Origin of the sequence: Bartonella vinsonii subsp. berkhoffii ATCC 51672 (genome assembly GCF_902825225.1) — a bacterium.
GTDB lineage: Bacteria > Pseudomonadota > Alphaproteobacteria > Rhizobiales > Rhizobiaceae > Bartonella > Bartonella berkhoffii.
Genome location: NZ_CADEAK010000005.1, coordinates 47,898 through 68,521 on the forward strand (window position 1 = coordinate 47,898; position 20,624 = coordinate 68,521).

Here is a 20,624-nt window from a genome sequence, read left to right on the forward strand (position 1 = left end):
GGGTGTTCCAGATCTTGTCAAATATAAGAATATATAGAATAGCCAATATGTCCTGTTAATAAAAAAATGAATGTCACAATACATACGAGAAGTCCTCGTCTTATTTTAATCATGTTAAAATCATATGATTGAATTGTGTTGTAGACCACATTTTTCTAAGCTTACACAAAAAAAGATTAACTTTACTTTTTCTCTAACTGTTCAAAATTCATCAGTCCTTTAAAGCAATATCATCTGGATTATGTTGTAACTATTCTAGCAACAATATTTTTTCCAAGTTTCCAATTTCAATTCATTAAATAACCTGTACGCTTTATCTACTTCTTTTTGCAGCTGCAAATTTTTATAATTATTGAACAACTTCAAAAAAATGTATACTCTTCCCCTAAAATCCCAAAATAGATCTTAACCAATGAGCACCTCCTGAATGTCAAATGAAAATAAATACTTTTGTTTATACTCAATAAATACGCTGGGCTCTTTCAATGAAAATGAATGATCACTTATCATTTTGTGATAATATATTGATGCATCATCATAAATAACGTTTTTCCCTTGAAACATAACCCCTTTTATAATGACTCAAATAAAGTCACTTGCTTACACATTACAAAGCGGGGCTTGCGTGTGGGGAAAAACTGTTTAGAAACAAGTAAAAACACCTCTCATGAATCGCCTTAATGCAAGGATTATCGCAACATTGAAAGCTGGTAAATATAATGATGATACCAGCTTTATCCATAGATGCAAAAATGAAGCTCAAAGAAAAAAATCTTTGTCATTCTTATTATATTTTTGTTTCTTAGCTTGATTTTTCATTTCAAATCGACAATATGACCGTGGGAGGTTGGTGATGGACGAACTGCTCGCCAACCGGGTCAGGTCTGGAAAGAAGCAGCCCCAACGAGTTCTGGTACGGGTCATCTTACCAGCCTCCTTTATTATTCAAGTAAATCATATCTTGGTCATTTTTTGGTGAAGCATTTTGAATTTTCAAAGGGACGTTGTGATAGGAAGAGAAGAAACTTGGCTCTTTTTAAGCAAATTGTCCCGTTCTTTCAAAAAATAAATTGATTGAGAAAAAATCCTTTTATATTAAAGTACAGTGTTAATCTGTGCCTTTGTATTATTGGAATCTACGCATAAAGAGCTTCAAAGTTGGAATCGTTGATGGAAAATACGCCGGTAGAAACGACCTATCGTGTTCTTGCTCGTAAATATCGACCTCAAAATTTCTCTGATCTCATTGGTCAAGAAGCAATGGTGCGTACCCTCACAAATGCCTTTGTAACAGGTCGCATTGCACAAGCGTGGATGCTCACAGGAATTCGAGGAGTGGGGAAAACCACAACAGCGCGTATTTTAGCACGTGCCCTCAACTACAAAACTAAAGATATTAACCAACCAACAACCCTATTGGATATACTCGGTGAACATTGTACGCAAATCATTGAAGGACGCCATATCGATGTTATAGAAATGGATGCGGCTTCACATACAGGTATCGATGATATTCGTGAAATTATTGAACAAATACGTTACCGCCCCGTTTCTGCACGCTATAAGGTTTATATTATTGATGAAGTGCATATGCTTTCAACACAAGCATTTAATGGCTTATTGAAAACACTGGAAGAACCACCAGCGCATGTAAAATTTATTTTTGCTACCACCGAAATTCGCAAAGTTCCTATTACGATCCTTTCACGTTGCCAGCGTTTTGATCTACGGCGTGTTGAATCAGCAGTTTTAAGCGCACATTTGCGCCAAATTGCAAAACATGAAAATGTAGAAGTGGAAGATCAAGCACTCTCTATGATCGCTCGTGCTGCAGAAGGCTCTGTACGTGATGCACTGTCCATTTTTGATCAGGCAATTGCTCATAGTAACGGCAACGTCAGTGCCATTGCTGTACGCACAATGTTAGGATTAGCTGATCAAACGCGTATTATTGATCTCTTTGAATTCATTATGAAAGGCAATGTTGTAGATGCCTTGCATGAATTACGCAGCCAATATGACGCAGGCGCAGATCCTCTCACTATATTAACAGAATTGGCTGATTTCAATCATCTGATTACGCGTCTCCGTTTTACTCCAAAGATAGCCGAAGATCTCTCGCTTACTGAAAATGAACGTCTAAGAAGCCTCGATTTTTCGCAAAAACTTTCCGTCCCTGTTTTATCCCGAAACTGGCAAATGTTACTCAAAGGCTTACAGGAAGTTAGTCAAACGGCACATCCGCTTCAAGCTGCTGAAATGTTACTTATTCGTCTTGCACACACTGCTGATCTTCCCACTCTTGATGAAGCTTTGAAAAAGCTTACCCAAGAAAAAATACCTCTCACAATCGTTCCAAATGCTTCTCATCAAGAAGCCATAAATGCAAATAATACAACAAAAGAAACAGCTGTATATACTCCTTCTGCCCCAAACGTTTCAAACACATTAGCAAATCAATCAGATTTAAAAACACCACTGGAAAACCAATTAGACCACTGCTTACAAGCAAAAGATTCAGTTGAAATTCAAACTCCTGAAAGAACGAGTGCCTCTGAAACAACGAAAACTTTTGAAACTTCTCAATCTGTTGACCTTTCTGAAAATATTGCCAATTTGCCGCATTCCTCCACACAAACAGCAAAAGAAATTTTTGAACCGCAAACTGTCGTTATCAATTCCTTGCATGATATTGTTAAATTAGCTGAACAGTATAATGCGTTTTCTTTCAAAATCCTTGTTAAAGAATTTGTTCATCCTGTCTCTTTTAAACCAGAAAATATTACCTTAAGTCTTTCTAAAGATGCTCCACATTCACTTGCTCGTGATATAGAAAAAAACCTTTTCCAATGGACTGGAAAACGCTGGACTCTAACCTTCGTTAATGAAGGAGGAGGACCAACCCTACAAGAAGAAAGTGTGGCGGTCCAAAAGACTCTTTTTTCTAATGCACAAGCAGATCCCGATATTGCAAAAATACTCAACCATTTTCCAGAAGCAAAAATTGTCGATATTCGCTTGAATAAACAACAGCACGATCTTGATTTGCTCCCCAATACCTTTAAAAATACTGATACTTTTAAAAACGAAAGTGATATCAATGATGAATAAGGATACCCATTCCTATGCGTAACATGATGAACATGATGAAAAAAGCCAAGGAAATGCAAGAGAAAATGCAGCAAATTCAAGAGGAAATGGCAAATATGCAAGCCATTGGCTCTGCAGGTGGTGGTCTCGTCAGCATCACCTTAAATGGCAAAAATGCTATAATAGCAATTCAAATTGATCCTTCATTACTCAATCCTGAAGAAGCCGAAATTCTTGAGGATCTCATTGTAGCAGCTCACCATGAAGCTAAAATAAAAATCGAAATGGCTATAGAAGAAAAAACCAAAAGTATAGCAGCAGGACTGCCGCTCCCGTCAGGTTTAAAACTGCCACTCTAAATGAACCGGATTGCATTTAATCTCGGGGGATAAAAATATGTCTAAATATATTGCAGGATCTGAAATTGAGCGTCTTATTCAGCTTTTAGCACGAATACCAGGTCTTGGTCCACGTTCAGCACGTCGTGCTGCACTTCACCTTATTAAAAAAAAGGAATCCTTACTGGAGCCTTTAGGAGCAGCAATACAAGTAGCTGTAGAAAAAGTTGGTCTTTGTTCTGTTTGTGGGAATGTAGATACAACTGATCCCTGTTCAATTTGTATAGATCCCCGTCGTGATGATACAACAATTATTGTTGTTGAGGATATTGCTGATCTCTGGGCTCTTGAACGTGCAAAAACTTTAGCAGCGCGCTATCATGTATTAGGCGGACGGCTTTCTCCATTAGATGGAATAGGCCCAGATGAACTTAACATCGCTCCTTTAGTACAGCGCGTTGTAAAGGACCAAATTACAGAGATTATTCTAGCTGTTAATGCCACTGTTGAAGGACAAACAACAGCACACTATATCACCGACCAGCTTTCCAATTTCTCCGTTAAAATTACTCGGCTTGCTCATGGAGTGCCGGTAGGAGGTGAATTGGATTATCTTGATGATGGAACCTTGGCCGCCGCCTTACAAGCAAGAACCAATCTTTAAAGCTACCTTTCCCTCTCTTTATAAGGAAATACAACATGCGCAAAAAAAGAAGGCCCTCTTTGCTGAACGATTTCGGCCCCGGCATTCTCGCGTGTTTGCTCGTATCCATTTTAGCTTATGGTTTAGAAATTGTAGAAAAGCAACTTTTTGCAGAGGCATGGCTCGAAAGCCTTGTTTTGGCAATCTTACTAGGGTCCATTGCTCGTAGTTGTTTTACTTTTCCAAAATATTTTCAGAAAGGTATAAATTTTTGCGCAAAAACACTTCTCGAAATTGCTATTGTTCTTCTGGGTGCAAGCATTAGCATTCATGCTGTTCTTGCCATCGGTTGGAATTTGCTTGCTGGTATTGTATTCATTATATTTATAACGATTCTTATCAGTTTTGCTATTGGAAGACTTTTTGAACTTTCTTCACATTTAGCAATGCTCGTTGCTTGTGGTAACGCTATTTGTGGTAATTCAGCTATTGTTGCAACTGCTCCTGTTATCAATGCTAAGCACGAAGATGTAGCTGCCTCCATTGCTTTTACCGCTCTTTTAGGCATTATTATTATTCTACTTTTACCTTTTTTACACCCTCTTCTGAATTTGTCATTTAGCCAATACGGTGTGCTTTCAGGCATGGTTGTTTATGCTGTCCCTCAAGTTTTGGCAGCAGCAGCACCAATATCTTTTCTGAGTGTTCAAATCGCAACAATTGTCAAATTGGTGCGCGTTTTGATGTTAGGCCCTATGATTTGTACTTTATCAATCATCTATCATCGTTCAGCACAAACACGCTTTCGTTTACATACACTTATTCCATGGTTTATCATTGGTTTTATTTTCATGATGCTTGTCCGCTCAAGCGGACTTATTCCTACAACGGCTCTTAATCCTATCAAAACTAATGCTCAATTATTCACTGTCATTTCCATGGCCGCATTGGGATTAGGCGTTGATATCCGTTCATTAAAAAAAGCAGGATGGCGTGTTATTTTGGCATCAATCTGCTCCATACTCATTCTTGCTGCCTGTAGTCTTATCATGATAAAATTAATTGATTTGAACCATATAATGTTTTGAATCTGCATCTTTTTAAAAAATATTGAGAAATACACCAACAGAACAAACAGGTCCCCCAAATACAGCGGTCTTTTATTACATTATCTAATGAGAATATTTTTATGCTTATCCTTGCTATAGACACTGCTTCAATCTATTGCGCCGTTGCACTCCTTCGTCATAAATCTGTCATTGCCCGCATCAGCGAACGCATGAATAAAGGACATGCTGAAAAACTCATTGGATACATTGCACAAGTAACTGACCAAGCTAATATGTCTCTTAATCAGGTTGATCGCATCGCTGTTAATATTGGACCTGGATCCTTCACCGGTGTGCGTGTAGGTGTTTCAACAGCAAGAGCTTTGGCACTCGCACTCAAAATACCGGCTGTTGGAGTCAGTGCAATGGAAGCATTAGCAGCACAGGCAAGCAACAAAAATATTACCTCGGCTATCTCTGTTGTTATTGAAGCTGGAAGAGACATGTTCTATCACCAAAACTTTCATGAAGATCTTACACCTTTAGGAGCACCTGGCTTAAAAACAATTGAAAATATCATCGAAGATTTACCACAGCAAACAACATTAACTGGTTCAGCAGCTGATATCGTTGCTCTATACATAAAAAAGAATAAAGTAAACAAAACAGTCGTGCACGATAAAATCCTCTGCGAAGCAGCTGATATTGTAAACTATGCCCACCTTGCCGCAAACAAACAACCCCAAAATCCGCCCGGTCCACTCTATTTACGCAATGCTGACGCAAAACAACAAACGGGTTTTATTTTACCACGAAAAAAATGATGTTTAAATCTTCATTGATAAAAAAACATTTTTGGATTGCTCCACTCCAAACTGATGATAGTGCTTCCCTCCACCAAATTCATCAGCATTGTTTTGTCCCTGCTTGGGAAAAACAAGCTTTTGATAATTTCTTAACAGATCACTCTATCTTCGGATACAAAGCCTCCTTCATTGGGCAACCAAATCAAATATTAGGCTTTTGTCTATGCCGTCTTATTCTAGATGAAGCAGAAATTATCACAATTGCTGTTCACCCTCATTTTCGTCGAAAAGGAATTGGCACCTTGCTTATCGATAGTACACTCCACCATCTTCACCACGAACGTGCTATAAAACTGTTCTTGGAAGTAGAAGAAACAAATCTTTCTGCTTTAAACCTTTATCAACATTTTGAATTTCAAAAAATTTCTAAACGACCTGCTTACTACCAATCAAAAAATAGCCGCACAGATGCAATCATTATGCAAAAAACTTTTCAGCAAACAGATTGAGATCTGCGTAAAAAACATTTAGACATGCATTATGAGTAAAGTAAATCCTAAAAATACGCCTCCTGTTACGCCTAAAAAGGTTTTTATCAAAACCTATGGGTGTCAAATGAATGTGTATGACAGCCAGCGAATGACTGATAGTCTCAGTTCACAAGGTTATGTTACAACACAAACACCAAATGATGCCGATCTTATTCTTGTTAATACTTGTCATATTCGTGAAAAAGCAGCAGAAAAACTCTATTCTGATCTTGGACGTTTGCGTGTGATGCGTCAAGAAAGAACACCTGACAAGCCTTTGATGGTTGGCGTAACTGGTTGTGTAGCACAAGCCGAGGGAAGTGAAATTTTGCGCCGTGCTCCAACAGTAGACCTCGTCATTGGTCCGCAAATGTATCATCGCTTGCCAGACTTGTTAGAAAAAGCCAAACAGGGGAAAAAAGTTATCGAAACAGATTATGCTGTTGAAGATAAATTTGCTCACTTACCACCTCATAATAAACGCGCTGTAAGAAAACGAGGCGTGAGTGCATTTTTAACAGTGCAGGAAGGCTGCGACAAATTTTGTACTTTTTGTGTTGTTCCTTACACACGCGGTGCCGAAATATCACGATCTGTCGAGCAAATTACTGAGGAAGCGCGCCAACTCATTGAAGCTGGTGTCAAAGAAATTACGCTCCTTGGTCAAAATGTAAATGGTTGGCATGGACAAAGTGCTAATGGTAAAACTTGGCGCCTTGGAGACCTTCTCTATCACCTTGCCAAATTGGATGGTTTAAAGCGTCTTCGTTACACAACTAGCCACCCGCGAGATATGGATGACAGTCTTATTGCTGCTCATCGAGACCTTGATATATTAATGCCTTATCTGCATCTTCCTGTTCAATCAGGTTCAGATCGCATCTTAAAAGCAATGAACCGCCAACACAAAAGCATTCATTATCTTCAGCTTATCGAAAAAATTCGTACCGCGCGACCTGATATTGCTTTTTCAGGTGACTTTATTGTAGGATTTCCAGGAGAAACAGATGAAGATTTTGAAGAAACCATTAAACTTATTAAACAAGTGCAATACAGTTCAGCCTATTCTTTCAAATATTCACCGCGACCTGGAACAGTTGGGGCAACAATGAAAAATCATGTTGATGAAACTGTAAAAGATGCTCGGCTTCAGCGTTTACAAGTGCTTCTTCTTGAACAGCAAAATGCATTTTTACGTTCTAAAATTGGTCAAACAACCGATGTTCTCATCGAAAAATCTGGGCGTCATTCAGGACAAATGGTAGGTCGTTCCCCTTGGCTTTTACCTGTTGTCGTGGATACAGAGGCCTCTACGGGTACTATGATAGCAATTCATATTAAAAATGTAAGCTCAAACAGTTTTGTCGGTGAAATGGCAAATGTGTAAATATGCTTCTCATACTTTATATACAACATAGGTTTCAGAAAACCCTTTTATTTTTGAAGAAAATCATTACATCTAAAACTTGCACTTTATACTTTATGAATAGAGAAATTGTTTTTTATAAAGTTTTCTGAAAAAAATGTGCAAAATTTATGTGAATACGGGAGAATAGGTTGAAAGCTTCAACCGAAAAAGGAAAGCGTGTTAAAGAAAAAATAAATGCTGACCCTGAAAATGCGCGTATTTTTAGAAAAGCAAACACACAAGATGTGAATCATGTTGTTTTAATTTTCGAAAATAATAGAAATGCGAAAGTAGTTTTTGGTAAATTCGACGAAAATCTTGCTTATATCGAACAAAAACTTGGACTTAGCATTCATCCACGTGGTAATGAAGTTCTCATCCGTGGAACTGTTGGCGCTATAAAACGCGCGGAATATGTCTTACAGCAGCTTTATGAACGCGCCAAAACACATCAAGAGCTCACTTTATCAGATACAGAAGGAGTGATTGCCATGGCAAATTTGCTACAGAAACAGCAAGAAGCCTCCACAACACCCCAACCTGCAAAAAAAACTATCGCCGCACGATTAAGCACCCATAAAAAAACAATCCATGCCCGAACTCCGACACAAGATGCTTATATACATGCCATGGAACGTAGTGAACTTGTATTCGGGGTAGGACCAGCAGGAACAGGCAAAACATACCTCGCTGTTGCTCATGCTGCAATGCTTTTGGAGCGTGGTATTATTGAACGAATTATCCTCTCACGTCCTGCCGTTGAAGCTGGAGAGCATCTGGGCTTTCTTCCTGGAGACCTAAAAGAAAAAGTTGACCCATATTTACGTCCACTTTATGATGCCCTTTACGATATGATGCCTGCTGAAAAAGTAGAGCGCATTTTAGCTTCTGGTGTTATAGAAATTGCTCCTCTTGCATTCATGCGCGGGCGAACGCTTACCCATGCAGCTGTCATTCTTGATGAAGCCCAAAATACCACCCCCATGCAAATGAAAATGTTCCTCACACGTCTTGGGGAAGGAACACGTATGATCATCACCGGTGATGTAAGCCAAATTGATTTGCCTTCCGGACAAAAATCAGGTTTAATCGAAGCAATACGTATTCTCTCACACGTAGAAAATATTGTCATTATTCGCTTTAATGAAAAAGATGTTGTGCGCCATCCCCTTGTTACCGCTATCGTCCGTGCTTATGATCATGATTCTGGTATACAAATTCAAGAAACACCATCCTCAAGCGCTTCATCAAAAAAGTGAGTTTGATTTGTTATGATTACTATTGATATAACTGTTGAGAGCTCCGGATGGAATGATGAGAAAACACTTTATCATATCACTGAAAAAATATTAACAACAACAATACATCATGTCTCATTGGAAAATGTTATAAGCGAAGTCAGCCTTCTTTTTACGGATGACAAACATATGACACAGATCAACGCGCAATGGCGTAATAAAAACAAACCCACGAATGTATTATCTTTTCCTGCTTTTCCACTTAAAGCTGGAGATCCTCCTGGGCCTATGCTTGGTGATATTATTATTGCAAGAGAAACTGTTGCGCTTGAAGCAAAAAAAGAAGGAAAATCATTTCAGGATCATTTGGCGCATATGATTGTTCATGGCACACTCCATCTGCTGGGCTATAACCATGAAACAGATGACGAAGCGCATCTCATGGAAAAGCTTGAAAGAGAAATTCTTCAAAAGCTTTCCATAAAAGACCCCTATACTGAATTGTCTTAAAATGATAAAAATGAGCCTTCTTAAATCGCTATCGCCATCATACAATTTAAAACCTTTTATGTGTCTATTATAAAAAGAAAGTTTGAAGATTTCAAAATTATGGCAAACAAAATAAATACACCAAATAACAATCAAATATCTTCTCATAGTGAAGAACATGCCTCCCAACAGGTTCATCATCCAGAAAAATCTCTACTGAATCATTTGTTTTCGTTTTTACGTGGCCGTAATCATAAGTCATTGCGCGATGATTTGACCGTTGCACTCAATACTGACAACGAAAAAGACACAACTCTCTTCTCATCTGAAGAACGTACTATGCTACATAATATCTTACGTTTGCGTGAAGCACGCGTTGATGATGTTATGATTCCACGTTCTGAAATTGAAGCATTGGAAATAAATACCCCGCTTGGAGAAGCTCTTCAATGTTTTGCGAAAATTGGACATTCTCGCCTACCTGTTTATGCTGAAACTTTAGATGATCCGCGAGGAATGATTCATATCCGCGATATTCTTAATTACATGACTCGTTTTATTATTAACTCAACCCAAACCGAGCAGAAGTCCGATTCACTCCAGTTAAATCATACGGATCTACACACTCCAATCGGTGAATTGGATTTGATTCGAACGGTTCTCTTTGTTCCTAGTTCCATGCTAGCAAGCAAATTATTAACACGTATGCAAACGACACGAACACAGATGGCCCTTGTTATTGATGAACACGGTGGCACAGATGGTCTCGTTTCTATGGAAGATATCGTCGAATTGGTCGTTGGTGATATCGAAGATGAACATGACAATGTAGACAATGCTATCGTGCGTGAACCCAATAACAAATGGCTTGTTGACGCAAGAACCGAACTAGAAGATGTAGAGGAAGCTCTTGGTCCTGATTTTATCGTAGGAGAATATGGTGATGACGTTGACACCATTGGTGGTTTAATTGTCTCTATTCTTGACCGTATTCCTGAAAAAGGTGAAGTCGTTGAAGCTGTCCCCGGCTATCGATTTCGTATTTTAGAAGCTGATAAACGCCGGATTAAGCGGTTGCGCATTTTTCGCATTCCAGAAAATGAAAATTTTGAAAACAATGCCATCCCTGAAAAATAACCAAACCTTTCTCAACAATTTTACGTTTTTCTTGTTTTCTGTTACTGGCTGGAAGCGACAAATATGGGTGTCTCTCTGTGGTGCCTTTACTTCTTTTGCACTTCCACCTTTTTATTTGATACCTCTGTGCTTTTTAACTTTTCCCCTCTTTATTGTTCTCCTTGACTCAATCCATACTCTCCAGAATAATAAAAAGCGCTTTCTTACTTATGCTTTAAGCTGTGGAATCTTTGGCTTTAGTTATTTTACCTGTAGCCTTTGGTGGTTGTGTAATGCTTTGTTAACCGATCCTGTTTCCTTTGGTTGGGCAGTGCCGTTTGCCATTTTAGTCCCTCCCCTCTACCTTTCTCTTTATTGGTTTTTTTCTGGTTTTATTGTCGGTTTATTATGGACAAAAGGAATAGCACGCTTTTTCGTCTTGGCTTTTGCGTTAGGATTGGCAGAGTGGTTGCGTGCATTCTTATTCACAGGATTTCCATGGAATTCTCTTGGCTATACAGCGATGCCAACCCCAATGCTTATGCAATCCGATGCAATCGTGGGACTTTACGGAATGAATATTCTTGCTGTCTTAGTCTATAGTTTACCAGCTGTTTTATTAACAAACGAAAAAAAGAAAACCGCACTTTTTCTCTGTTTATCGCTTATATTCGTCCACAGTGGCTTTGGATTTTACCGCCTCAACAGCATGCCAAACACAGCTGATCATCAAAAAAGCAATTATTGGGTGCGCATTGTTCAACCTTCTATCCCGCAAAACATAAAATTAAACAATACTACACGGAAAGCTATATTCGAAACTCATATAAATCTGAGTGTAATACCAAAAGCTGAAAAAAATCCAGAACCAGACTTTATCGTATGGCCTGAAGCATCTCTTCCTTACCTTCTCGATGAAAGCTCTGATACAACAATGCGCATTGCCTCTCTTCTAAAGCCCCAACAATGGGCTATTATTGGTGCTATACGCATCAATGAAAATCTTTCTCATGCACAAACACAATATTTTAATACAATTGCAACCATCAATGCTGAAGGTGATATTTTAAATACTTCTGATAAACTTCACTTGGTTCCTTTTGGTGAATATCTTCCCTATGAGAATTTCCTGAAAAAAATTGGATTACGTATTCTTGCTGATAACATTGGTGGATATAGCGCTGCCAGTGTACGAAAAACTGTCACGATGCCAAATGGTTTTTCCTATCTACCTCTGATTTGCTATGAAGTAATATTTCCCAATGAAATGATTTTTGAAGGCTCCCCTCCACAAGCAATTATTAATGTTACAAATGATGCATGGTTCGGTGCAACACCTGGGCCATATCAACATCTTCAACAAGCACAGCTTCGTGCGATTGAAATGGGAATTCCTATTATCCGAGCAGCCAATAATGGAATATCGGCTGTTATTGATTCTTATGGACGAATCGTTGTAGCTCTTCGACAGAATGCTGTTGGCATTCTTGATTCACAAATCCCATCACCCATTACTCCCGTAGGAAGCAATGAATATAGAATATTCTCTACTTTTATCTTATTCATTCTTATGCTATTGTGCCGTATTGGTTTTGGTTCTACAAAACAGTTTAAGTGATCAGATGCCCAATTACAGTATTGTGTTGCGCATACCAGTGATATTGGGAAAAAATGTTACATATTATTTTAATTATATGATAAACCGACCTCACATAAATCTGATGTTGGTTTAAAAGCAGAATGCTGGGAATAAAGAGTTGCATTATGACTGAAACTAGAAAAAAACCCGATCCTATAGATGTCTATGTTGGAACCCGTATTCGTTTACGTCGTAATATTTTAGGACTTACTCAAGAGAAACTCGGTGAAAAACTAGGCATCACTTTCCAGCAAATCCAAAAATATGAAAAAGGTACAAATCGTATCGGTGCAAGTCGTCTTCAAGCAATTGCAGAAATTATGGATGTTCCGGTTTCTTATTTTTTTGATAAAGGCCTTAATACACAACATGTAGAAGGCTTCGCTGAAAGCGATAATGATTTTATGGATTTTTGCTCTAGCAGTGAAGGAATCCAACTCATGCGTGCTTTTACGAATATATCTGATGCTAAAGTGCGCCGAAAAATTATTGATTTGGCAAAAGCACTTTCTGAAGAAGATATGACAAATAAGCTATAAAATAAAAATATATCTTTTCTCTCAATTATCTTATAAATCAGCATTGACGATTTGCCGTTGTCTTGGCAAATAGGAGCAACTTTAATAGACAATTCATAATTGTTGGTTTTCTTTTTTGAAGGAGTTCCTATGCCGCATCAAGATTATCTTTTTACAAGCGAATCGGTATCGGAGGGGCATCCTGACAAAATCTGTGATCGTATTTCTGATGAAATCGTTGATATGGTTTATAAAGAAGCACAAAAAACCGGTACAGATCCATGGATCGTGCGAATCGCTTGTGAAACTTTAGTAAGCGTAAACCGCGTTGTTATTGCCGGTGAAGTGCGTGTTCCTGATACACTTTTAAAAAGAGATAAAAATAAAGAACTCATCTACGATAAAACTGGTTGCCCACTCATTAATCCTACTCGTTTTCGTACAGTAGCACGTCGTGCTATCCGTGCAATTGGATATGAACAAGCCGGTTTCCATTGGAAAACTGTTAAAATTGATGTTCTTCTACGCCCTCAATCAACCGACATTGCACGCGCCGTTGATAACGCCATGGACCGGCATGGTGAAGAAGGTGCAGGTGATCAAGGTATCATGTTTGGATATGCTTGCCGTGAAACACCTGAACTCATGCCTGCACCCATTTATTATGCGCATAGAATTCTCAAACTTCTCGCGGCTGCACGCCATAAAAAGGAAGGAGAGACTGGAAAATTAGGACCAGATGCCAAAAGCCAAATAACAATACGGTATAAAAATGGAAAACCTATAGAGGTAACCTCTATCGTTCTTTCAACACAACATTTAGATGAAAGTTGGGATTCCAATAAAGTCCGTACAGTGGTTGAACCCTATATTCGTCAAGCTTTGCATGATATGCCCATTTCTGATCAATGCAGCTGGTACATTAATCCAACAGGGAAATTTGTTATCGGCGGTCCTCAAAGTGATGCCGGATTAACGGGGCGCAAAATTATTGTTGATACTTATGGAGGCGCTGCTCCCCATGGTGGAGGCGCTTTTTCAGGCAAAGATACGACAAAAGTCGATCGTTCTGCAGCTTATGCTGCACGCTATCTCGCTAAGAATATTGTTGCCGCTAATTTAGCAGATCGATGCACCATTCAACTCTCTTATGCAATTGGCATTGCACAACCCTTATCTATTTATCTTAATCTCCATGGAACAGGAAAAGTCGATGAGAAAATTCTCGAAGCAGCTATTCGCAAAATAATGGACCTTTCACCCACTGGCATTAGAAAACATCTTGACCTCAATAAACCTGTTTATACAAAAACAGCCGCCTATGGTCATTTTGGACGTAAGCCACAACTTGATGGTTCATTTTCATGGGAAAAAACCGATCTTATTGAAACCCTTCAAAAAATGATTAAAGTACCATGATTGAGCATAATATACGTACACCTAAAGCCTTCTTTGGTCGCCGCCAAGGAAAGCGACTAAGAAATAGTCAACTTGCACGTATAAACACGCTTCTTCCAACTTTTAAGATTGATTTAAATACCCCTTCACCCCTCGACTTAACATCCCTATTTCCCAATAAAGTAACAGAAGTCAGGCTGGAAATTGGTTTTGGTGGAGGTGAGCATTTACTTCATGAAATGGACCATTTTCCACAAACTGGTTTTATTGGTATCGAGCCTTTTATCAATGGTATGGCAAAAATGTTACTGTCTCTTGAACAACATAAACAGTATCAAAACCATATTCGCCTTTATGATGACGACGCTACACATTTTCTTGATTGGCTTCCGAATGCATCACTTGATGGAATAGATCTTTTCTATCCTGATCCATGGCCTAAAAAAAAGCATTGGAAACGACGTTTCATTAACATAAAAAATCTGAATCGTTTCGCTCGTGTTCTTAAAACAGGTAAAAAATTTCGCTTTGCTAGCGACATAGATGATTATGTAAACTGGACCCTCTACCATTGTGCACAGCATAATCATTTTGAGTGGGAAGCAGAAACCTCTAAGGATTGGAAAACGCCTTATCCGCTATGGTTAGGAACCCGCTATGAAGCAAAAGCTCTCCGTAAAGGGCAGATACCTGCCTATCTTACCTTTATTAAAAAATAAATCATAAAACGCCTTTCTTATAAACAACTTGAAAAGTTTTGAATTTAAGAGTATCAATACCTAAATTCTTGGTCTTATGATGAGGAGTGGGCCGTTGGACCCGCTCTTTTTTAATATCATAAAACTGATGAAAATGACTTGGACAAAATATATGAACGAAACTGAAAAAATAAGCGATCTTGACGAGCCACGTCTTTTTGAAGAAGATGGCGTTGAGGCACGTGTTGCTGCTCTTGTCTTGCCACTGCTTAAACCATTAGGTTTTCGTTTGGTTCGTGTTAAAATGCTTGGTCTAAATGGTTTAACTCTTCAGATTATGATTGAACGTGCAGACGGCTCTATGACCGTGGAAGATTGTGAAACTGTTAGTCGAACTGTTTCTCCCCTCCTTGATGTGCAAAATGTTATTGAACGCAAATATCACTTAGAAATTTCATCTCCTGGCATTGATCGTCCACTGGTAAGAAGATCTGACTTTTTTCATTGGCAGGGGCATCTTGCAAAAATTGAAACCAAAACAACAATCTATGGGCGCCGAAAATTTCGTGGAACACTTACAAATATTACAGAAGACGGATTTATTTTAAATACTGATAAAGCCGCGTATGGAGAAGCCATGTATATCTCTATCCCCTTTTGTGATATTACAAACGCACATTTGGTCCTTACTGATGAACTTATTCGCGACGCATTGAAAAAAAATAAAGATTTAAGTCAACAATTAATTCCCGAAGATAATTCTCATGTCTCGAAAAAGACATCAAAGTACAAGAATTAATATCATTGGGAAATGCCCGTCGAGTGGCACAAAGAAGGAGAAAATTGATGGCTACAAGCGCTAACAGGCTTGAAATTCTGCAAATTGCAGATGCTGTTGCACGTGAAAAGTCAATTGATCGTGAAATTGTTATTTCTGCAATGGCTGATGCTATTCAAAAAGCAGCACGTTCTCGTTATGGTCAAGAAACCAATATCCGTGCTGAAATAAACTCCAAAACAGGTGAAATTAAATTACAACGCCTGCTTAAAATTGTTGATGTTGTTGAAGATTATACAACTGAAATTACTTTGACCGATGCACTCAAACGCCAAGAGGATGCAAAAATTGGTGATTTTTTTGCTGACCTTTTACCTCCTATGGACTTTGGACGTATCGCAGCGCAATCTGCTAAACAAGTTATTGTCCAAAAGGTACGTGATGCAGAGCGCGATCAGCAATACGAAGAATTTAAAAATAAAATTGGTGAAATTATTTCTGGAACAGTAAAACGTGTGGAATATGGCAATGTTATCGTTGATTTGGGTCGTGGTGAAGCTATCGTGCGCCGTGATGAATTAATTCCACGTGAATCTTTCCGTTATGGAGATCGTATTCGCGCCTTTGTCAATGATGTGCATCGTGAATCGCGTGGTCCACAAATCTTCCTTTCACGTACACATCCTCAATTTATGGTGAAACTTTTCACTATGGAAGTACCCGAAATCTATGATGGTATTATAGAAATTAAATCCGTTGCCCGCGATCCAGGTTCACGTGCTAAAATTGCTGTTGTCTCACGCGATGGTTCCATTGATCCTGTTGGAGCATGTGTTGGAATGCGAGGAAGCCGTGTTCAGGCTGTTGTTGCAGAATTACAAGGTGAAAAAATTGATATTATTCCTTGGTCTCCTGATGCTGCAACATTTATTGTCAATGCACTACAACCCGCTGAAGTTTCGAAAGTTGTTCTCGATGAAGATGCGGAACGTATCGAAGTCGTCGTACCTGATGACCAACTCAGTCTTGCCATTGGTCGTCGTGGACAAAATGTTCGCTTAGCTTCTCAATTAACAGGATGGAATATTGATATTTTAACGGAACAGGAAGAATCTGAAAACCGTCAAAAAGAATTTACCGAACGTAGTAAACTGTTTATGGAATCCTTAGACGTTGATGAGATGATTGGGCAGGTTATGGCATCAGAAGGTTTTTCTTCCATCGAGGAAATCGCCTATATTGATCTGGAAGAAATTGCCTCCATTGATGGTTTTGATCATGAGACTGCTGCTGAAATCCAAAGCCGTGCACGTGAATATCTTGAACATAAAGAAAAAGAACTTGATGAAAAACGCAAAGAACTCGGTGTTTCTGATGAACTGCGAACAATTCCTGGTCTGACAAGTGCTATGTTGGTTGCTATTGGTGAAGATGGTGTAAAAACAATAGAAGATTTTGCTGGTTATGCAGTCGATGATTTGGTTGGCTGGAGAGAACGTAAAGAAGGTCAAACACAGAGTTTTTCTGGTATCCTGACCCCATTTGATATTACACGTGCTGATGCAGAAACTATGGTTTTAGCTGCACGTGTGCAAGCAGGTTGGATAGACCAAGCTGATCTTGTTACTGAAACTCCTGCAGAAAATGAAAGTTCTGCAAAAGATGAAAAAAGTGATAATTTGAACGCGGATACAATTTAAATGAATGAACGGACCTGCATTGTGACAAGAAAAAATGCTTCAGCAGAAACGCTGATCCGTTTTGTTATTGGTCCCAATAATCAAATTGTCCCTGATCTTAAATCCAATTTGCCTGGCCGTGGCGTTTGGGTTTCTGCTCACCATTCTGCCATTGAAACAGCAATCAAACAAAACGCTTTTAAGAAAAAATTTAAAACAGATGTTGAGGTTGCACAAAATCTTGCGCATATTGTTGATACACTTTTGCTAAAGTCCGCTCTTTCAAGCCTTTCCATGGTGCGAAAAGCAGGTGCCATTGTCATGGGAGCAACAAAAGTTGATGCAGCTATCCGTTCTGGCCAAGTTATTCTCGTACTTCACGCTAAAGAAGCTACAGAAGATGGAAAACGCAAAATTGCACAAGCCATCCATACAATACAACAACAAACAAGTCGGAATATAAAAAACATATCTTTATTTACTAGTGATGAAATGCGGGTGGCTTTTGGTACTAATCCTGTCATGCATGCGGCCTTATTGGATACTAAAGCTGCTGAAGGATTTCTCAAAACGATACATAAACTGCTCGCCTATCGTGATGACACGCACAGCAAGTCTGGTGAGAGAACGGCACAAGCCGTGAAGGAAGTACAATGAGTGAAAAGAACAACGACAAGACAACAGTCAAGAGGACACTAACCTTAAAACGGTCAGTCCTAGAAACAGGTACGGTCAAACAAAATTTCAGCCATGGCCGTACAAAAGCTGTGGTTGTCGAAACCAAACGGCGCAAAATCACGCGTCCTGACGAAAAAGTTGAAATACAACGGCCAATTACAAAACCCCATGTGGCTTCTCAACGTTCTAAACCTCGATTCGAAGAAGCAAAACCCCAAGAGCCTGTCGCTAAAAGCAATCTCTCATCTGCTGAAATGCAAGCGAGACTTCGTGCATTAGAAGAAGCACATATCCAAGAAAAAATAATACGTGAACAAGCCGAAGAAGAAGCAAGACGAGCAAAAGAACGTGAAGAAAGTTTGCAGCAGTCAATTCAAGAAACAGAAATACATCAAGAAGAAAAAAGTCTACCAGAACAGACTTCACCTCCTCCTTCCACTCCCTCTTTCATAGAACCAATTAATATCCCTATTCCGCCTAAAAATACAACTGTCATCGAAAAACGTAAAGTAGATGAAAATAAAGAAGATGATCGACATAGCCGACGTGCGAACCCTGCTAAATTAGAAGTGCGTGCACCTAAAGTTGTAAAAGGTGCTGATGAACGACGCCGTGGAAAGCTAACTCTTAATAGTGCTCTGGATGAAGAAGGGAGCGCGCGCGGGCGTTCAATGGCTGCGATGCGTCGCAGACAGGAGAAATTTAAACGTGCGCAAAACCAAGAACCGAGGGAAAAAATTTCTCGTGAGGTTGTTCTTCCTGAAACTATTACGATTCAAGAACTTGCACAGCGTATGACTGAACGCTCTGTTGATGTGATTAAATTCCTTATGAAACAGGGACAAATGATGAAACCGGGCGATGTTATTGATGCCGATGTTGCTGAGCTCATCGCTGTTGAATTCGGACACACTGTCAAACGTGTTTTAGAATCTGACGTAGAAGAAGGCATCTTTAATATAGCTGATAATCCTCAAAAAATGCAGCAGCGTCCGCCTGTCGTAACAATTATGGGCCATGTCGATCACGGAAAAACTTCTCTTCTTGATGCTATTCGAAAAGCAAATGTTGTTTCTGGTGAGGCAGGTGGAATTACTCAGCATATTGGTGCTTATCAAGTGGAACAAAATGGTCAAAAAATTACCTTTATTGATACACCTGGACATGCCGCCTTCACAGCGATGCGAGCTCGTGGAGCGCGTGTTACAGATATTGCTGTTCTCGTTGTAGCCGCTGACGATAATGTCATGCCGCAAACAATTGAATCAATCAATCATGCTAAAGCGGCTGGTGTGCCCATTATTGTTGCTATCAACAAAATTGATAAACCCGCTGCTGATGCTCAAAAAGTACGTACAGAACTTCTACAACATGAGGTATTTGTTGAAACCATGGGTGGAGAAACTTTAGAAGTCGAAGTTTCTGCTAAAACCGGTCAAAATCTTGATAAACTTCTCGAAGCTATTCTTCTTCAAGCTGAAATTCTTGATCTCAAAGCAGATCCTCAACGAACAGCAGAAGGCGTCGTCATTGAAACTAAACTGGATCGAGGACGTGGATCTGTTGCAACGGTTCTCGTTCAAAAAGGAACGTTGCACCCTTCTGATATTATTGTTGCAGGCAATGAATGGGGACGCGTGCGCGCTTTGATTGATGACCATGGACGTCATATCAAAGAAGCAATTCCCTCTACACCCATTGAAATTTTAGGTATGCAGGGAACACCGCAAGCTGGTGATAGGTTTGCTGTTGTCACGCATGAAGCAAAAGCACGTGAAATTGCCGAATACCGTCAGCGATTAGCACGTGATAAAGCTGTAGCTCGACAAACAGGTTCTCGCGGCTCTCTTGAACAAATGATGACGAGGTTACAAACCACTGGCGTTAAAGAGTTTCCCCTTATTATTAAAGGTGATGTACAAGGGTCCATTGAAGCCATTGCTTCAGCATTAGAAAAGCTAGGAAATGAAGAAGTCCGTGCACGCATTGTGCATTCTGGTGCTGGAGGTATTACTGAAAGTGATATTTCTCTTGCGGAAGCTTCTCACTCAGCTGTGATTGGCTTTAATGTTCGCGCCAATAAACAAGCGCGTGATTGTGCTAAAACACAAGGAATTGAAATTCGCTATTACAACATCATCTATGATCTTGTTGACGATATAAAAGCCGCTATGTCAGGCTTACTCTCACCAGAACAGCGGGAAACTTTCCTTGGGAATGCTGAAATTCTGGAAGTCTTTAATATTACAAAAATCGGAAAAGTTGCTGGTTGTCGTGTTACAGAAGGTAAAATAGAACGGGGTGCTGGTGTTCGCCTTATCCGTGATAATATCGTTATTCACGAAGGGAAACTGAAAACACTCAAACGCTTTAAAGATGAAATCAATGAAGTGCAAAGTGGTCAAGAATGTGGAATAACATTTGAAAACTATGAGGACATGCGCGCAGGAGACATCATTGAAACTTTCCGCATCGAACATATTAATCGCACATTATAAAATAATCCAATGACTTTATTCCTAAAAATAA

Annotated in this window: 18 protein-coding genes and 1 other RNA gene; all 19 read left to right on the plus strand. The window is 39.3% G+C overall.

The annotated features are described in order from the left end of the window. Nucleotides 1–842: 842 nt before the first annotated feature. The 19 genes from ffs (at nt 843) to infB (ending at nt 20,593) form a co-directional block, all read left to right on the plus strand. An RNA gene (gene ffs, locus J7R10_RS03765) (signal recognition particle sRNA small type) lies at nt 843–940 on the plus strand. 230 nt (nt 941–1,170) lie between these two features. Continuing rightward, on the plus strand, nt 1,171–3,111 hold the full coding sequence (locus J7R10_RS03770) for a DNA polymerase III subunit gamma/tau (protein ID WP_010704707.1): 1,941 nt from the start codon (nt 1,171–1,173) through the stop codon (nt 3,109–3,111). A 14-nt stretch (nt 3,112–3,125) separates the two neighbouring features. Beyond that, entirely contained in the window at nt 3,126–3,449 is a 324-nt protein-coding gene (locus J7R10_RS03775; RefSeq protein ID WP_010704706.1) for a YbaB/EbfC family nucleoid-associated protein, read from the plus strand. A 37-nt stretch (nt 3,450–3,486) separates the two neighbouring features. Further along, nucleotides 3,487–4,092, plus strand: a complete 606-nt coding sequence (gene recR, locus J7R10_RS03780) for a recombination mediator RecR (RefSeq protein WP_010704705.1) — start codon at nt 3,487–3,489, stop codon at nt 4,090–4,092. Nucleotides 4,093–4,127: 35 nt separating this feature from the next. Continuing rightward, nucleotides 4,128–5,159 (plus strand): YeiH family protein, encoded by a 1,032-nt coding sequence (locus tag J7R10_RS03785; RefSeq protein WP_010704704.1) that lies wholly within the window; start codon nt 4,128–4,130, stop codon nt 5,157–5,159. 101 nt (nt 5,160–5,260) lie between these two features. Beyond that, on the plus strand, nt 5,261–5,944 hold the full coding sequence (tsaB, locus tag J7R10_RS03790) for a tRNA (adenosine(37)-N6)-threonylcarbamoyltransferase complex dimerization subunit type 1 TsaB (RefSeq protein ID WP_010704703.1): 684 nt from the start codon (nt 5,261–5,263) through the stop codon (nt 5,942–5,944). Then, a complete protein-coding gene (rimI, locus tag J7R10_RS03795) occupies nt 5,944–6,435 on the plus strand; it encodes a ribosomal protein S18-alanine N-acetyltransferase (RefSeq protein WP_026501311.1) in 492 nt (163 codons plus the stop codon). The genes tsaB and rimI overlap by 1 nt, the downstream gene beginning before the upstream one ends. A 31-nt stretch (nt 6,436–6,466) precedes the next feature. Beyond that, nucleotides 6,467–7,843, plus strand: a complete 1,377-nt coding sequence (miaB, locus tag J7R10_RS03800) for a tRNA (N6-isopentenyl adenosine(37)-C2)-methylthiotransferase MiaB (protein WP_010704701.1) — start codon at nt 6,467–6,469, stop codon at nt 7,841–7,843. Nucleotides 7,844–8,013: 170 nt separating this feature from the next. Next, the gene (locus tag J7R10_RS03805) at nt 8,014–9,123 is read left to right on the plus strand and encodes a PhoH family protein (protein ID WP_010704700.1); all 1,110 of its coding nucleotides are present in this window, start codon (nt 8,014–8,016) and stop codon (nt 9,121–9,123) included. Between the two features lie 12 nt (nt 9,124–9,135). Then, nucleotides 9,136–9,612, plus strand: coding sequence for an rRNA maturation RNase YbeY (gene ybeY / locus J7R10_RS03810; RefSeq protein WP_010704699.1), 477 nt, complete (start codon nt 9,136–9,138; stop codon nt 9,610–9,612). 99 nt (nt 9,613–9,711) lie between these two features. Further along, nucleotides 9,712–10,728 (plus strand): hemolysin family protein, encoded by a 1,017-nt coding sequence (locus tag J7R10_RS03815; protein ID WP_010704698.1) that lies wholly within the window; start codon nt 9,712–9,714, stop codon nt 10,726–10,728. After that, complete coding sequence (gene lnt, locus J7R10_RS03820; protein WP_010704697.1) at nt 10,691–12,325, plus strand: apolipoprotein N-acyltransferase; 1,635 nt, start codon at nt 10,691–10,693, stop codon at nt 12,323–12,325. Before J7R10_RS03815 ends, lnt begins: the two co-directional genes overlap by 38 nt. Nucleotides 12,326–12,471: 146 nt before the next feature. Beyond that, entirely contained in the window at nt 12,472–12,885 is a 414-nt protein-coding gene (locus tag J7R10_RS03825; RefSeq protein ID WP_004864323.1) for a helix-turn-helix domain-containing protein, read from the plus strand. A gap of 129 nt (nt 12,886–13,014) precedes the next feature. Further along, the gene (gene metK, locus J7R10_RS03830; protein WP_010704696.1) at nt 13,015–14,283 is read left to right on the plus strand and encodes a methionine adenosyltransferase; all 1,269 of its coding nucleotides are present in this window, start codon (nt 13,015–13,017) and stop codon (nt 14,281–14,283) included. Beyond that, a complete protein-coding gene (locus J7R10_RS03835) occupies nt 14,280–14,981 on the plus strand; it encodes a tRNA (guanine(46)-N(7))-methyltransferase TrmB (protein WP_010704695.1) in 702 nt (233 codons plus the stop codon). The genes metK and J7R10_RS03835 overlap by 4 nt, the downstream gene beginning before the upstream one ends. A gap of 127 nt (nt 14,982–15,108) precedes the next feature. Next, entirely contained in the window at nt 15,109–15,759 is a 651-nt protein-coding gene (rimP, locus tag J7R10_RS03840; RefSeq protein ID WP_035000658.1) for a ribosome maturation factor RimP, read from the plus strand. 47 nt (nt 15,760–15,806) lie between these two features. Further along, nucleotides 15,807–17,438 (plus strand): transcription termination factor NusA, encoded by a 1,632-nt coding sequence (gene nusA, locus J7R10_RS03845; RefSeq protein WP_010704693.1) that lies wholly within the window; start codon nt 15,807–15,809, stop codon nt 17,436–17,438. Beyond that, entirely contained in the window at nt 17,439–18,074 is a 636-nt protein-coding gene (locus tag J7R10_RS03850; protein ID WP_010704692.1) for an RNA-binding protein, read from the plus strand. It begins immediately after the preceding gene. Then, nucleotides 18,071–20,593, plus strand: coding sequence for a translation initiation factor IF-2 (gene infB / locus J7R10_RS03855; protein ID WP_208436381.1), 2,523 nt, complete (start codon nt 18,071–18,073; stop codon nt 20,591–20,593). The genes J7R10_RS03850 and infB overlap by 4 nt, the downstream gene beginning before the upstream one ends. Nucleotides 20,594–20,624: the final 31 nt, after the last annotated feature.

Excerpts from the sequence above, each read along its gene's own strand:
- metK (WP_010704696.1), top strand. The coding sequence starts at position 13,015 with ATGCCGCATCAAGATTATCTTTTTACAAGCGAATCGGTATCGGAGGGG.
- J7R10_RS03815 (WP_010704698.1), top strand. The coding sequence starts at position 9,712 with ATGGCAAACAAAATAAATACACCAAATAACAATCAAATATCTTCTCAT.
- J7R10_RS03770 (WP_010704707.1), top strand. The coding sequence starts at position 1,171 with ATGGAAAATACGCCGGTAGAAACGACCTATCGTGTTCTTGCTCGTAAA.
- lnt (WP_010704697.1), top strand. The coding sequence starts at position 10,691 with ATGAAAATTTTGAAAACAATGCCATCCCTGAAAAATAACCAAACCTTT.
- rimP (WP_035000658.1), top strand. The coding sequence starts at position 15,109 with ATGAAAATGACTTGGACAAAATATATGAACGAAACTGAAAAAATAAGC.
- infB (WP_208436381.1), top strand. The coding sequence starts at position 18,071 with ATGAGTGAAAAGAACAACGACAAGACAACAGTCAAGAGGACACTAACC.
- nusA (WP_010704693.1), top strand. The coding sequence starts at position 15,807 with ATGGCTACAAGCGCTAACAGGCTTGAAATTCTGCAAATTGCAGATGCT.
- tsaB (WP_010704703.1), top strand. The coding sequence starts at position 5,261 with ATGCTTATCCTTGCTATAGACACTGCTTCAATCTATTGCGCCGTTGCA.
- recR (WP_010704705.1), top strand. The coding sequence starts at position 3,487 with ATGTCTAAATATATTGCAGGATCTGAAATTGAGCGTCTTATTCAGCTT.
- J7R10_RS03785 (WP_010704704.1), top strand. The coding sequence starts at position 4,128 with ATGCGCAAAAAAAGAAGGCCCTCTTTGCTGAACGATTTCGGCCCCGGC.
- ybeY (WP_010704699.1), top strand. The coding sequence starts at position 9,136 with ATGATTACTATTGATATAACTGTTGAGAGCTCCGGATGGAATGATGAG.
- rimI (WP_026501311.1), top strand. The coding sequence starts at position 5,944 with ATGTTTAAATCTTCATTGATAAAAAAACATTTTTGGATTGCTCCACTC.
- J7R10_RS03825 (WP_004864323.1), top strand. The coding sequence starts at position 12,472 with ATGACTGAAACTAGAAAAAAACCCGATCCTATAGATGTCTATGTTGGA.
- J7R10_RS03850 (WP_010704692.1), top strand. The coding sequence starts at position 17,439 with ATGAATGAACGGACCTGCATTGTGACAAGAAAAAATGCTTCAGCAGAA.
- J7R10_RS03835 (WP_010704695.1), top strand. The coding sequence starts at position 14,280 with ATGATTGAGCATAATATACGTACACCTAAAGCCTTCTTTGGTCGCCGC.
- J7R10_RS03775 (WP_010704706.1), top strand. The coding sequence starts at position 3,126 with ATGCGTAACATGATGAACATGATGAAAAAAGCCAAGGAAATGCAAGAG.
- miaB (WP_010704701.1), top strand. The coding sequence starts at position 6,467 with ATGAGTAAAGTAAATCCTAAAAATACGCCTCCTGTTACGCCTAAAAAG.